Here is a 13,619-nt window from a genome sequence, read left to right on the forward strand (position 1 = left end):
CATGACAAACAAGCTAATTCCCTACGGTAAGCAAAGTATTTCGCAAGATGACATTAATGCCGTAATTGATGTCTTGCAGTCTGACTGGTTAACACAAGGTCCTAAAGTACCCGCATTTGAAAGTGCTATTGCTGAATATTGCAGTGCTAACCATGCTTGTGCCACCAACAGTGCTACTTCAGCGTTACATATTGCTTGCCTAGCTTTAGGTGTAGGTATTGGTGACATCGTATGGACATCACCAATCTCATTCGTCGCATCAAGTAACTGCGCACTGTATTGTGGCGCAAGTGTCGACTTTGTTGATATCGACCTTGAGACAGGCAATATGTCTGTTGTTGCCCTTAAAGAAAAACTAGCGATAGCCAAACAAAACCAGCGACTCCCTAAAGTTGTGATCCCAGTTCATTTAGCAGGCCAGTCATGCGATATGGCAGCAATCAATGAACTTGCCAAAGAGTATGGCTTTAAAGTGATTGAAGATGCCTCTCATGCTATTGGCGCCAAGTATAAAGGCAACCCTGTTGGCAGTTGTGATTACTCTGACATCACTGTTTTTAGCTTTCACCCAGTTAAGATAATCACATCTGCTGAAGGGGGTATGGCTGTTACCAACTGTGAAGCGCTTGATAAAAAGATGAAACGCTTACGAAGTCATAGCATTACAAATCATCCTGATGAAATGACCGAGCCAAGTCACGGCCCTTGGTATTATCAACAAATTGAACTTGGTTTTAATTATAGAATGACTGAATTGCAAGCCGCATTAGGGCTTAGCCAGTTAAAACAATTAGATAACTTTATTTCTATTAGAAACCAAATAGCTGAAGATTTTGATAAGTACTTTACAAGTCAGGGGCTTGAGCCGCTAAAACAAAAGTCAGAGTGTTACAGCAGTTATCATTTATATATCTTAAAAATCAACTTTACGACCCAGCAACAACAAGCTCAGATGGTTACACAGCTAAGAGAGCAAGATGTTCAAGCTCACCTTCACTACATTCCGATTTTTTTACAGCCTTACTACCAAGAACTTGGGTTTAATAAGTGTGACTTCTCGCAAAGCATGCAGTATTACCAACAAGCAATGACAATTCCATTGCATCCATCTTTGTCATCACAAGACATTGATTATATTAAGCAGGCTGTGCTTAAAACCTATCAGCAATTAATTTGAAAACGCCATTAATAGATTTTCGCCATCCCACAGGTAATTGAACGTTAACGCTGAACCGAGAGGTGTTATTCTAAGCGCTTGGAAAGATAACTTTTCAAGCTCGGAAGTGGTTAAGCCAAAACAAGAAACAGTTTGTAATTTTGCATGTGTTGCAAAATCAAAATTTTCCAGTTCAAAGCTTAGTAAGAGTCCATCGCCTTTGTGATCAGCTAAAATAGCTAAATCAAAAGGTGCAGCTTCACAAATTAAACCCGCAACAGATTTATAAGTGTTGTCGACACTAAATTGATGCATCAATAATAATCGCTGAAAGTTATATAAACGATTATATTGAGCGGTTTGTGAAAATGCTTCATCATTGTACTGCACTTTATCCTTTAAAGACTGCCAGAATAATGCTTGTAAAGATTTACTTGTTTTATGCCACAAAACAGCTTTTATAGAAGAGCAAGCTTGTTGTGAGAAAGGTACATAATCACGTGTAAAGCGTATAGCAGCATCTTCTATTTCAGCTTCACTTTCAAGGTGTAACACGGCAATGGAGAAGCGATCCGGAAAGCAAATCTGGTTTGTTACGGGTGATTGCTGGTTAATTTTAGCAATTGCGTCATCACCGCCCCAAATTACCCGCATATCACATAGTTCACTAAAATATCGTGTTAGCTCTTCAGCTGAACTTGGGTAAGAAACAATGCAAATTAAAGCATGTAATACTGATTGAGGACGCTGACTTAAAAAGCGCTTTAGAGAATCAATTAGCTGATACGCTTCATCCCCACTTCGATCACTAATGCGCACTATGTTGCTGTTACCACACAGAATACTAAGGATTAAGCTGTAAAAATAAACGGTATCAACATTTGCTGGGGTAATATGAAAGATAAGCCCTTTCGATGATGAGTGAGCAAAGCTTTTAAAATCGCTCTTCATTGCCAATACGTTACTTTTACGGCACCAAAAGCCCAACGCCGAATGAGCATTAGAGTGCTGTGCTTTTAAAAGAAAAGTTGAAAAAGCAGTTATTTCATTTATGACATCATCACTAAATGCGGTGTCTAAACTGCTCAAGTTAGCCGGGTTACCAAATAAAAACTCTACTTGAGGATCATCAACTAAAGGTATCACTGCAACCCCTCACCTGTGACTTCGCCAAACGGCCAAGCACTGAAAAATATTTACCTAAGCGACCACAAGCACAATCATCTTCACCATGGATCACTCCTAAATCCTCGGTCAATAATCGATGACCAGGGTAACTCTTTGGCAAAACCGAATTAAGAAGAATCACGCCCGCTTGATTGTTACCAAGAGGCTCAGCGGTGGCTGCATCAACAACAGTTATATCTGACCAAACAGGTGCGTGTAAATGACCATGTTCACACTCAATATAAATGGTACCAGTTTGTTCAACCATACCGTAATAATCATGCACGCTAATAGCACCAAGAGATTGAGCTATTTGCTGCTTAAACACATCATTGCTTACCGCTGATTGCTGCATTTTTTTCCAGCCACCACCATGAAGTAGCATGCCTTTTGAAAACGAATAGCGTTTCCCCATTTGCACCAGCTGTTGAATAAACTGCTGCCAAACAATAAAAGTAAAGCCAAACATAAAAACTGGGGTGTCTTTATACTTCGCAAAAAATTGCTCAATGACTTCAATATTTAATGTCATGTCATCGTTTAATGCAAAATGTGGATCGCGGCCAAAAAACAACATGCCTTGAATACCAGCTGCGCGGGCGGACATACCAGCTTTCTTTTGTATGGTTGCCTTTGCATCAATAACAAGCATTGGAAGCCGTTGCTTCCCTAGCCAATGCTGTAAAGTTTTCGTTAAAATTCGGCTTTGTAACTGCGCAGTTTCAGAATCTAACGTTATTTTAGAGGTAGGTCCTTGCGTGCCTGATGAGGTTAGCAAACGATGCTGATCCTGGGCTGTAATACTGGTTAACAAAAACTCTTTAAATAATGGTACTGTCAAAGGCGATACTTGCTCACAGCATTGTTGTAAGCGCTGATACAAGGCACAGTGCTGAATGTGGTAGTTATCTAAAAAGCTTAATTGCGATGCAAGAAACGCCTGCTTTTGCGCTTTGTTTAAGCCATAAATTGGCAACTCGAGGAGTTGCTCATTGCTTAAGTGCATTATAGTCCACCTTAGAGTTACTTAGTCTTGGGATCGCTTCGAGCACGACTGTTTGTATTAAACGACTATGGCACTTAAGCTTAGCGGCTAATTGTTTTATTACTTCCGCTTCGATAGGTTGCTCTGAGTAAACAACTATTTCATCTTCACTACCAACACAGACCACTTCAAATTGGCACAAAGCGTCGAGCCACGATTGCAATTCATCAAGATTAATCCGACGCCCAGCTATTTTACAGATGCGCTTAGAGCGCCCGACAATTTGATATAAACCCGATGGCGATTGTATTGCAATATCGCCGGTATGGAGCAAAGAAATATCTTCGAAATAGCCCAGCTCTGCCAGTGTTTCACTATAACCGCCAAATATATTGCCACCACGAACACACAGCTCACCTTGGCTATCAAACTGCTCAACTCGTTCACCTTCTGAGTCAAGAAGCTGTAGCTCAACACCGGGGATCTCTTTACCAATAAAACCAATTTGACGACTAAAATACTCTGCGGGTAAATAGGCTATGCGCGCTGTTGCTTCGGTTTGACCATACATAACAAAAAAATCAATGTCATTGTTGTGCGTGTAATCACTTAATAATTGCCAATCACGTGCGAGTAACTTACCACCAGCTTGCGCCATGTAACGAACATTGCCAAGCGGCATTTTTTCAAGGCCCAGTCTATTAAGTAATTGATAACTCAGTGGTACACCATAAAAGCTGGTCACCTTATAGTGCTCAAAATTATGCCAAAAATCAGCCGACATAGGGCTATCTGATTGCAACACAATACTCGCTCCCATTGCTAAATGGGTATGCAAAATAGACAAACCAAACGAATAGGATAACGGTAAAAAGGTCATTACCACATCATCTTTAAGTATCGGTAAAAACTGATTTATTGAAGCGCAGTTTGCAGCCAAATTAGCTTTACTTAACTTTACCAACTTAGGGGAGCCTGTTGAACCACTGGTTGATAGTAACAAACATAGTTCATCAGCTAATTGATGTGTGTAATCACTTAATGAGTGAATTTTATTTCCTTCAATAAGCAGATTAACTTGATAGTGCTCTAGTAGCGCATTTCTGTCGTTTTCAGCGAGGGCTGCATCAACTAATAACACAACATGAGATTGTCTAAGCGCTGCTAAGTAAAAAATGACAAAATCGAGAGTTGATTGCGCAACTAAAGCAATTAAACATCGCTCAGATGGCAATGAGTTTACGGCCTGCTGCACTTGAGCTTCTAGCTCATTGTAATCTATGCAATGGTCTTTGTAATAAAGCTTTGCCTCAGGGTTTTTATTATCTAATTGCCAAAACTCACCATGCATATTACAACCTTAAACCACCATCAACAGCGATATTTTGAGCTGTAATATAGCGACTTTCATCAGCTAATAAAAAACGAACTAAATTAGCGACTTCGCTTGCCTTGCCTAAGCGTTTTAGTGCTGACTTTTCAGCCAGTTGCTGCTTTTTTTCATCATCGTAGTGAGCAAGCAAAGGAGTGTCTATTACGCCCGGGCTTACACAGTTAACGCGAATATTAAATGTACCAAGCTCTTGAGCAAGACTTTTAACCAACCCGCTCATTGCTGATTTCATACTTGCATAAACAACTTGCCCACTGCTTCCTTGTTCAGCCACAACAGAGCTTACCAGGACTAAACTGCCCTGTTTCGCTCTAAGCATCATTTTACTGGCGCTTTGACAAAGCATTAGTGCAGATTTTAAATGGACAGCGTATTGATCATCAATTTGCTCTTCTCGTACCATCATCAATGGCGCTTCAAGCATACTTCCCGCGCAATGGATAAGCCCTGACAATGAACATTTTTGTTGCTGCAAATAAGCAAATATTTTCTTTATTTCAGCAGGAACAGACGTGTCGGCAACAAAAACAATAACATCTGCATCTGGATAATCCGCTTTAAGCGCTTGCTGCGCTGCTTGTAAACGTTGTTCGTCCCGCGCTACCAATAATAGTTTTGAGTCATCCTCTAGCAGTCGCTTTGCCACCGCAAAGCCAATACCGCTGCTACCACCAGTGATCAATACTCGGCTGCTATTACTCGTCAAATGACACCCCATATTTTGATAGAATTTGTTTGGCTTTTAAAAACGAACTCATATCAATAATATCATCCGTATCAAGCATAATATCAAATTGCGCTTCTAATTCTGCTACCAGCATCATATGGCTCATAGAGTCCCATTTGGGATGCTCTGAATAGCTTAACTGGTCACATACTTCGTCTTGTTCGATTTCTAATACGCTAACAAACGCATCTGTCAGTTTATTAAGTGACACATTAACCTCGGTTTAAAAATGACTTAAGTTTAGGCGTTGCATGAAAATAGTCGTCATGAGTTAACGAAATACTGACTAACGCCTGGTTTGTTGGGTGGTCTGCCAATTGGTAGCCAAGTTGTTGATTATAGCGGATTGCCGCTGTATTTTCTCGCCTTACTTCTGAATATAACTCTTTAACATTTAACTCATTAAAAAGATAATCAATCAATGCAAGCGAAGGCGCAAAGGCAATTAAATTACCCAAAAAATGAGTGTCACTGATATAAATACCAATTTCAGCGCGGTTGGCGTTTTCAATCGGCTGATCTGACTTAACATTAATCACGCCTATTGGCTGCTCTTTGTAGTAAATAACAAAATGACGTTGGCAATTATCAACCAACATATTCTTAAACCAAATTTGGTGATCATCCCATGGGATAGATTGTTGGTTGGTCATTTGCTGACGCACATGTGGCATGTTGCGCCACTGCAATACACGCTCACAATCTTGTTCGGTTACCCGCTTTAATGTAACAGCATAATTTGCGATGTGCATATTATTCACCTAAGCGCTTTTGATGTACATGTAAATTAAGCTGCGCAATAGCTGGATGCTGTGCTAAAAAAGCCATTATATCTCGACTGCTTGCACACAGAAGATCATCAGGGTAGGCAGCAACTAGCGCTTCAAACATTGTAAAATCGGCAGGCTCATCAATACATAACCTCGCAGCACTACTGATATTAGTCAACGCTTTAAAGTGACCACATTTGAATAACTCAGGATGCTGATAGATGTAAGGTGTAACGTGTTCACGCTCATAGTCTTTAGTAGCCTGTTTAGCTGCATACCTAAGTGCTGCAACTGACATAATTTCTGCGTCAAATCCACGAATAAGATTGCCCGTATTAAGACTTGTATAGTCATCACCTTGCGCTAAGTGACTACTAACTAACTCATCAATCAATTTACTATCAACTAATGGGCAATCAGCCGTCAAACGAATAATACGGTCCTCGTTATCTAATGCTAATTCATCTGCCACTGTGTTGAAACGAAGCAGTACATTATCTTTGCTGCCTCTAATAACTCTAACGCCTCGTTGCTCGCAAAATGTGACTATCTTATTGTCATTTTCATTCTCGCTGGTCGCAATAACATGCTCAACCAATTTTGTAGCTTGAGTAACACGGCTGATGTGGTAGTCAAGTAACGACTTCCCCCCAACCTGTAGCAATACTTTTCCAGGTAACCGTGTTGAATCAAGTCGCGCTTGTGAGCAGGCTACAATCTTCATTGTGTTACGTACTCTAGTTTCATCGGTGTTCCTTTCGTTAACGCTTGTTTCGCAGGTTTACCAATTAATTCATCTAAATAACGCGGATGCAATCCCAAGCCAGGACGTACAGAACGCAGGTTTTGTTCGGTAAATAACTCGCCCTCTTTGATATCTTCTGCAATATAAAGTGAACGACGAAATGCAACATTATCTTGCTCGCTTTTTGCCAGTCTAAAACTAGGCTCACCCAGTGCGCTTTTGGTATTTTTAACCGCAGACACCATGCGAGAAAATTCATTTGGATCTAATGAAAAAGCGGCATCGACACTTGTTGTATCGTTCGCCATTTTGAAGTGCTTTTCAATAATACTGCCACCTAAGGCAACAGAGGCAATCGCAGCAGTATCCGCCAAACTGTGATCACTTAACCCTACAGGTATATCTAAATACTGATGTAAATAGGCCAAGGTTGAAAGATTACAATCAGCAATTGGAGTAGGATACCCACTCACGCAATGAAGAATAGCTAACTGCGTGCCACCCGCTTCTTTCACAGCAGTGACTGCTTCTTCAATCTCAGCGAGCGTCGCCATCCCCGTCGACATGATGATAGGCTTACCCGTTTTAGCAGCGTATTGAATCAGACCAATATCAGTAATTTCGAATGAGGCTATTTTATATGCAGGGCAATTTAAATCTTCGAGTAAATCAATTGCTGTTTTATCAAATGGTGAAGAAAACAAAGTGATGCCATGCTCTTTAGCTCGTGCAAATAATGCCTCGTGCCAATGCCAAGGTGTATGTGCTTCCTCATATAATTCATATAAGGTGCGACCCTGCCATAATTTATCTTTCACAACAAATTCAGGACCATCATGATCCAGGGTAATTGTATCTGGACGATATGTTTGAATTTTAATTGCACTTGCACCCGTTTTTGCTGCTGCATCAATTAGTTCAAGTGCTTTATTAATATCGCCACCGTGATTTCCTGAAAGTTCGGCAATCGTGTAAGGTTGATAATTTTCACCAATATCGACACCATCAATATTGATACTCTTGTGCAATTGCCCAACATCAAATTTTTTCATTATATTACTTCGACCATTATTTGATTAATCTAGCGCTTCAATAATGCGCTCTGCTGCCATGCCATCAATTGCCTGTTGGCTATAAAGTGACAACTTTCTCTTTTTATCGGCTGAATTAAGCAAAAATAGAGCCTGTTTTACCACATTAGCAAAGTCAGGCTGCTCACTTCTAAAATCTATGCATTGATAAGCCGCATTGTTTAGTGTTGAGTCTAATGCTTGAGATTGGTTATCAACCAAAACTAAAGCAATCGTTGGTACGCCTAAATACATTAATTCGTACAAACTCCCCCCTGCTGACGTAATAGCAATATCAGCTTCACTCATTAATCTAGCGAGATTTGGATAATCAATATGTAATTCAAATTTAGCATGTTGCTTTAACCTTTTGAGCAAAGTAAGTGTATTTTCTGAACAACTACTACTCACTGCAACAACGAGCTTTGTAATATCATTACTAGCAACAAGTTGTTGGCAAAGCTCGGGAGTCAACATTTTGACATCCGTACCACCTAAACTAATGAAGATACTCTTTTCAATAAAGCGTTCGCGCGCCCTATACGATTTAAACTCACTTCTTATTAGCCGATAATCTAAACTTTGTAACACCCTAGGCGCTTTATGAATTGTATCGACTACATCGCTAGGATTGACGATTAAATCAAATTCTAATGGCTCCTGATACGTGCCATCATCAAATATAACAAGTTGTTTTACGGTGTTTTTTAACTGAATTATTGTTTCGTTTGATAGAGCATAATCATCGACAATTAAAATATCGGCTTTTGATAGCATGGTTACAAGAGCGATTTCATCTACAGCACACTTTAGAACCACCCCCATCCCGCTGAGTTTACCATGCAATTGAGGGGCTAAATCACGGTAAAAAAGTGTGACCTTATGCTGTTTGTTAAGCAGCACTTCGATCAACGCTATTTGTCGCATTACATGCCCATAGCCAATTTGCTGGCTTGCATTTGCATAGATTGCTAAATTTAAAACTGCACTTACCTTCACTTAATTCGCCCATTAAATAGTCATAATATTTAGTTTAGGTTCACAAAACACCTTTCTTTAATAAAAACCACAACACATTGAAAATAAAACAAAAAAAACATGATACAATCACATTATGTAACGACCGCTACTATTATGATGGACTGAAATTTAGGCTCAAAATAGTTTAAGATGAATTTTGTCGTTCAATTAAATAATCATTAGAAGCAACTTTATGGTAACAAAATAGCCTAGGCCATTTAGAAAATTAAACTATTGCCGATAAATATTAACTGAGATTCAAATTGACACTCAATTGAAAGTTTAGCAATTAAAAACAACACTGTAACTTCTTGTTCTTTCTTAACTAGCTTTCAAACTGTGAAGAAATCAATTACTTTTAGAGAACAAAGCGTGATTTAACTTTTACCCTAAAAGTGTGTTTATTATCTAACATTAAAGTTTGAGTCAAATTGACAAAATGGCATCAAACATGCTTGCATGTTTGTATACTGTATAGCGCTAAAAAAAGAGAGAATTATGCTCAACGAAGCGACCAAAAGTAACCTTAGAAGAAAATCTTCTTATATCGACGATGTTCAATTTATTGATGATGTGCCTCTTTTTAGCTGGTTAGATATTAATATTACAGAGCTTTGCAACAGAAAATGTGAATTTTGCCCGAGAATTGATGATTCAATCTACCCGAACCAAAACCTACATATGTCTGTTGATATAGCAAGAAAAATTGGGCAAGAACTACTAGAATTAAACTATAAAGGTGTTGTTGTATTTTCAGGGTACTCTGAGCCTACTTTATGTCCGCACTTTGAGGAAATCATAGCCGCTTTTCCTAAAGAGATTCGCCTTGAAATGGTTACAAATGGCGATAAGTTAAAACCTCGCTATATACAAAAGCTAAAAGCAGCTGGGCTAAATTATTTCGTTGTAAGTATGTATGATGGCCCAGAGCAAATCGAACACTTTAAAAGTCTTTTTGCCGAATCTGGGTTATCTGAGAATGACTATATATTAAGAGATAGATGGCATACTGGTGAGGATGACTTTGGTTTAAAGCTAACAAACAGAGCAGGCACGATTCAAACAGGAGATCAACCTGAAATAATCCCCAACCACCCATGCTATTACACGGCTTACTCAATGACAATCGACTGGAATGGAGATGTATTACTCTGCATGCAAGATTGGAATAAGAAAGTTAAATTTGGAAATGTTGCCGGTCAAAGTTTATTAGATGTTTGGCAAGGGCAAGCATTCAATAACTATCGAAAGAAGCTTCTAAAAGGATCAAGAACATGTGACCCATGCCATAAGTGTAATACAGATGGCACTCTTCACGGGTACAAGCATAAAGAGCATTGGGAACTTAAACTATGACAAAAGAGCATTCAAATAATATAACTTTTGACCAAGTTCACACCAAAAAAAAGCAAATAAAGCTAAAAGATATGATGAGTCAGATTGCTGAGAGGATTTTAAGTCAAACGAAAAATTCAGAGTCTTTAGATTGCTGTCCAGTTTGTAGCAGCAAGAGTTTAATTGATTTCACTGAGAAATTTGGCTTTAATCTTGATAAGTGCTCAGAGTGCTCTCATATTTTTTGTAACCCTATGCCTAGCGAAGAGCAACTAGAGATTTATTATAATAGTGAAATGAAGGAGTTCGAAAATGAGTTTTTTGAAGAGTCTTTCGAAAATCGAGTTCCGATATTCACCAAACGTATTGAAAAAATTAAAAACTATATCTCGTCAGGTAAATTGCTAGATGTTGGGAGTGCAATTGGTATTTTTATTGAAGCCTTAAAAAGAGATGCTTCGTCCTTCCATATAACTTGTTGTGATCCCAGCGTAGATGCATGTAATAAATTAAAATCTCGCTATCCCGATATTGAGATATACACCACTCTTATAGAGAACTTGAATAACCCTCAGGCTTTTGATTTAGTTACAATGTGGGATACGATTGAGCATATACGTGATCCTATAGCTCTCTCTGAAAGTATCAGTGAAGTTCTTAGAGAGGATGGCTTTTGGTTTTTCTCAACTCCAAATACTTCAAGTTTCGAGTGGCAAATTGCAGGTACTGAGCATGTACAAATTTTGCCACCAGGACATATAAACCTGTTCAATCTTGACTCTATTAATGTCTTACTTGAAAAATCAGGATTTAAACTAGTCGATTACTTTACATTAAATGGCTCTTTAGATGTTTCATACGTACAGAAATTTCTGTTAGAAAACTCCAGCAACTCTATTGGAGAGTTTCTACAAACCCAAATTTATAATGAACAATTTGCGTCAGGCTTTTCTCAGTTACTAAGTGACTGCAAGTTAGCTGGTAATATTTTTGTTATAGCTCAGAAAGTAAGATGATTATGAACTATTCCCTCAGGCATGCTGGCTATGAGTCAAACGAAGATTCAAATCAAATAGTAAAAGCTGAAGGTGCATACCTTTATACTAAAAGAGGTCAAAGACTACTTGATTTATGTATGGCTGCAGGTTCTCAACTTCTAGGTCATTCTAACCCTGAAATTGTATCTGCAATACAAAGTCAGGTGAGTAAAGGCACTATTTACCTTTCAAACAATCAATATATACATGAGACTTGTGAACTCCTATCACAAGTAGTTCCCTCTGAATATTCAGACTATATATTTAGTAATAGTGGAACTGAAGCAACTCAAAAAGCGATAAGAATTTCTAGGTTAGCCTCAGGCAAATCATTAATCGCCTCATTTGAAGGCGGCTGGCATGGTTCAAATGAATGGACATTACATGATTCAGGCTCACGATTTGATCTAGATAAGCAAGCATTAAACTTTGGTATACCTACTTCTATTAATAGAGATAGATTAATTGTTCCTTATAATTGTGATAAAACTTTCGAAACTTTAGAAAGGCACAAAGAAAAGTTAGCTGCAATTATTATAGAACCGATCCAAGGCTCTAACCCACAAAAAAATATTTCTGGGTTTCTTAAAAAATTAACAGCCTTTTGTTCACAACATAACATCTTAATAATTGCGGATGAGATCATTTCAGGGTTTAGAGTATCACTCTCTGGCGCATCACCTAAATTAGGCTTGAAACCTGACATAATTACATATGGAAAATCTTTCGCAGGAGGCTTACCAGTTGGGCTTACTGTTATAAATGAAAAAGTATCTCAAATGAGTTTTGGGAATCCTGAAAATGCAGTGATTACAGGTGGAACATATTCTGCGAACCCTTTGATGGCTGTAGCTGCAACGGCAACATTAAAGCAGTTAATACAAAAAAATTATACTTCTTTTAATACTGAATCGGATACCTTTAAAAACACTATAAACTCCGAGTTACTAAGCAAAAACTTACCATTCAAAATAATTTCCAATGGCCCATTCTTGAGGCTTGCATTCACAGATAAACCTTTTAAGTCTCGAGCTGAGAGAGATAAGCTTGAAATGCCAGCTACTTTACAAAAAACGTTTAAGGACATAATTAAAAAAAAGGAGATTTTCTGGCCAACAAACGGAATTATTCTTCCTTCTTTTGAGCATAAAGAACCCGAACTCAGGTTAGCTAGAGAGGCCATAATATCAAGTTGTATTGAAACATGTGAGTTTTTGTAAAAATGAAAAGCCTATCTTTCAAAACTAAAACATATCGAAAGTATGCACCTTTTTTATTTAAATCATATGGTATGTTGTCAAAATTAAGCATACTATTTGGTCAATATGAAAACATCAGTCATAAGCAGTTACAAGAAATCAAGTGGGATAGATTTCTTTCGAGAATGTTCTTAAAGGAGTCTAGGATTTTAAAAGGCGAAGAATTTAAGGATTTTAATAATATTACAACCAAAGGCGATATTGCATATATACTTGGGTGTGGCGCAAGTATAAATGAGTTATCGGATAAAAATTGGTCACAAATAAAAGAAAACTATTCAATCGGTGTAAATTATTTCTATAACCACCATTTTAGTCCTGACATACATATTGTAGAACTAGGTAAATCTAGTGAAGCTTTCCGCTTAATTGAAAGCAAACTTATAAATAATTCTACAAGGCACAATGAATCAGTGCTTGTCCATATACGCCACCTGCTACAGAACCCAAATAGCTTAGAGCCTAATAATGCCTCTAGAATAAAGTTCTATTCCCCTTTGGTACTCAAATCCAGAGAAGAAAAATTTATAGAATCCTATTTAAAAAGACACTTCTTAGATAATAATCACCCGTTGATTCATCATGCTTCTAATTTAGACTGCGCTATACATTTTGCTTGTAAATTGGGATATAAAGACATTCGACTTTTGGGTGTAGATCTTGGGAATAGCGACTATTTTTGGAATCAACAAGATGACGAAGAGGGCATTTACTCCGGCGTAAGAGAGGCTGTTCGCAGAGACTATGAAATAGCTCAATGGAATCAAAATGTAACAAAAATCCATGCCAGTGCTGATAGAAAGATCACTGAGAAGTTAAATTGCTTAGATATAGTTACATATATCAATCTTATCGATAGAGTGGTGTTAAAGCCAAATGGGATAAAATTAAGTGTTTGTAATGAACAATCACTTTTATCAGATTACATCGCTACATCTTCAATTGAAAGTTAGGA

General features: G+C 38.1%; 14 protein-coding genes. 5 read left to right on the plus strand and 9 right to left on the minus strand.

What is annotated here, in order from left to right:
- Position 1 precedes the first annotated feature (1 nt).
- The gene (gene pseC, locus NH454_RS01555; protein ID WP_253038083.1) at positions 2–1,177 is read left to right on the plus strand and encodes a UDP-4-amino-4,6-dideoxy-N-acetyl-beta-L-altrosamine transaminase; all 1,176 of its coding nucleotides are present in this window, start codon (positions 2–4) and stop codon (positions 1,175–1,177) included.
- Here the strand turns inward: pseC and NH454_RS01560 are convergent.
- Genes NH454_RS01560 through NH454_RS01600 form a run of 9 tightly spaced genes read right to left on the minus strand, consistent with a single transcriptional unit; the run spans position 1,169 to position 9,012 of the window.
- Positions 1,169–2,302 carry an acyl-CoA reductase gene (locus NH454_RS01560; protein WP_253038084.1) on the minus strand — a complete coding sequence of 378 codons (1,134 nt, stop codon included), beginning with the start codon at positions 2,300–2,302 and terminating at the stop codon, positions 1,169–1,171. The two genes, pseC and NH454_RS01560, sit on opposite strands and share 9 nt — an antisense overlap.
- A complete protein-coding gene (locus NH454_RS01565; RefSeq protein WP_253038085.1) occupies positions 2,286–3,329 on the minus strand; it encodes an acyl-protein synthetase in 1,044 nt (347 codons plus the stop codon). Before NH454_RS01565 ends, NH454_RS01560 begins: the two co-directional genes overlap by 17 nt.
- Positions 3,313–4,659, minus strand: coding sequence for an AMP-binding protein (locus NH454_RS01570; RefSeq protein ID WP_253038086.1), 1,347 nt, complete (start codon positions 4,657–4,659; stop codon positions 3,313–3,315). Before NH454_RS01570 ends, NH454_RS01565 begins: the two co-directional genes overlap by 17 nt.
- Before the next feature lies 1 nt (position 4,660).
- The gene (locus NH454_RS01575) at positions 4,661–5,407 is read right to left on the minus strand and encodes an SDR family NAD(P)-dependent oxidoreductase (protein WP_253038088.1); all 747 of its coding nucleotides are present in this window, start codon (positions 5,405–5,407) and stop codon (positions 4,661–4,663) included.
- Positions 5,397–5,639 carry an acyl carrier protein gene (locus tag NH454_RS01580; protein WP_119853507.1) on the minus strand — a complete coding sequence of 81 codons (243 nt, stop codon included), beginning with the start codon at positions 5,637–5,639 and terminating at the stop codon, positions 5,397–5,399. The genes NH454_RS01575 and NH454_RS01580 overlap by 11 nt, the downstream gene beginning before the upstream one ends.
- A 1-nt stretch (position 5,640) precedes the next feature.
- Positions 5,641–6,180, minus strand: a complete 540-nt coding sequence (locus NH454_RS01585) for a GNAT family N-acetyltransferase (RefSeq protein WP_253038089.1) — start codon at positions 6,178–6,180, stop codon at positions 5,641–5,643.
- A 1-nt stretch (position 6,181) separates the two neighbouring features.
- Positions 6,182–6,922, minus strand: a complete 741-nt coding sequence (locus NH454_RS01590; RefSeq protein WP_253038090.1) for a glycosyltransferase family protein — start codon at positions 6,920–6,922, stop codon at positions 6,182–6,184.
- A complete protein-coding gene (gene pseI / locus NH454_RS01595; protein ID WP_135923844.1) occupies positions 6,919–7,995 on the minus strand; it encodes a pseudaminic acid synthase in 1,077 nt (358 codons plus the stop codon). Before pseI ends, NH454_RS01590 begins: the two co-directional genes overlap by 4 nt.
- Positions 7,996–8,019: 24 nt before the next feature.
- Positions 8,020–9,012 carry a hypothetical protein gene (locus tag NH454_RS01600; RefSeq protein WP_253038091.1) on the minus strand — a complete coding sequence of 331 codons (993 nt, stop codon included), beginning with the start codon at positions 9,010–9,012 and terminating at the stop codon, positions 8,020–8,022.
- 519 nt (positions 9,013–9,531) lie between these two features.
- Between NH454_RS01600 and NH454_RS01605 the strand changes: the two genes are divergently transcribed.
- The 4 genes from NH454_RS01605 to NH454_RS01620 are packed head-to-tail and all read left to right on the plus strand — an operon-like array spanning position 9,532 to position 13,617.
- Complete coding sequence (locus NH454_RS01605; protein WP_253038092.1) at positions 9,532–10,389, plus strand: radical SAM/SPASM domain-containing protein; 858 nt, start codon at positions 9,532–9,534, stop codon at positions 10,387–10,389.
- The gene (locus NH454_RS01610) at positions 10,386–11,384 is read left to right on the plus strand and encodes a class I SAM-dependent methyltransferase (RefSeq protein WP_253038093.1); all 999 of its coding nucleotides are present in this window, start codon (positions 10,386–10,388) and stop codon (positions 11,382–11,384) included. Before NH454_RS01605 ends, NH454_RS01610 begins: the two co-directional genes overlap by 4 nt.
- Before the next feature lie 2 nt (positions 11,385–11,386).
- On the plus strand, positions 11,387–12,625 hold the full coding sequence (locus NH454_RS01615) for an aminotransferase class III-fold pyridoxal phosphate-dependent enzyme (protein ID WP_253038094.1): 1,239 nt from the start codon (positions 11,387–11,389) through the stop codon (positions 12,623–12,625).
- A 2-nt stretch (positions 12,626–12,627) separates the two neighbouring features.
- A complete protein-coding gene (locus NH454_RS01620; protein WP_253038095.1) occupies positions 12,628–13,617 on the plus strand; it encodes a hypothetical protein in 990 nt (329 codons plus the stop codon).
- Positions 13,618–13,619: the final 2 nt, after the last annotated feature.

Source organism: Pseudoalteromonas sp. Ps84H-4 (assembly GCF_024124645.1).
Taxonomy (GTDB): domain Bacteria; phylum Pseudomonadota; class Gammaproteobacteria; order Enterobacterales; family Alteromonadaceae; genus Pseudoalteromonas; species Pseudoalteromonas lipolytica_C.

What these genes read in the sequence shown, in the direction of transcription:
- pseC (WP_253038083.1), top strand. Translation starts at nt 2, where the DNA reads ATGACAAACAAGCTAATTCCCTACGGTAAGCAAAGTATTTCGCAAGAT.
- NH454_RS01565 (WP_253038085.1), bottom strand. Translation starts at nt 3,329, where the DNA reads ATGCACTTAAGCAATGAGCAACTCCTCGAGTTGCCAATTTATGGCTTA.
- NH454_RS01570 (WP_253038086.1), bottom strand. Translation starts at nt 4,659, where the DNA reads ATGCATGGTGAGTTTTGGCAATTAGATAATAAAAACCCTGAGGCAAAG.
- NH454_RS01585 (WP_253038089.1), bottom strand. Translation starts at nt 6,180, where the DNA reads ATGCACATCGCAAATTATGCTGTTACATTAAAGCGGGTAACCGAACAA.
- NH454_RS01590 (WP_253038090.1), bottom strand. Translation starts at nt 6,922, where the DNA reads ATGAAGATTGTAGCCTGCTCACAAGCGCGACTTGATTCAACACGGTTA.
- pseI (WP_135923844.1), bottom strand. Translation starts at nt 7,995, where the DNA reads ATGAAAAAATTTGATGTTGGGCAATTGCACAAGAGTATCAATATTGAT.
- NH454_RS01605 (WP_253038092.1), top strand. Translation starts at nt 9,532, where the DNA reads ATGCTCAACGAAGCGACCAAAAGTAACCTTAGAAGAAAATCTTCTTAT.
- NH454_RS01610 (WP_253038093.1), top strand. Translation starts at nt 10,386, where the DNA reads ATGACAAAAGAGCATTCAAATAATATAACTTTTGACCAAGTTCACACC.
- NH454_RS01615 (WP_253038094.1), top strand. Translation starts at nt 11,387, where the DNA reads ATGAACTATTCCCTCAGGCATGCTGGCTATGAGTCAAACGAAGATTCA.
- NH454_RS01620 (WP_253038095.1), top strand. Translation starts at nt 12,628, where the DNA reads ATGAAAAGCCTATCTTTCAAAACTAAAACATATCGAAAGTATGCACCT.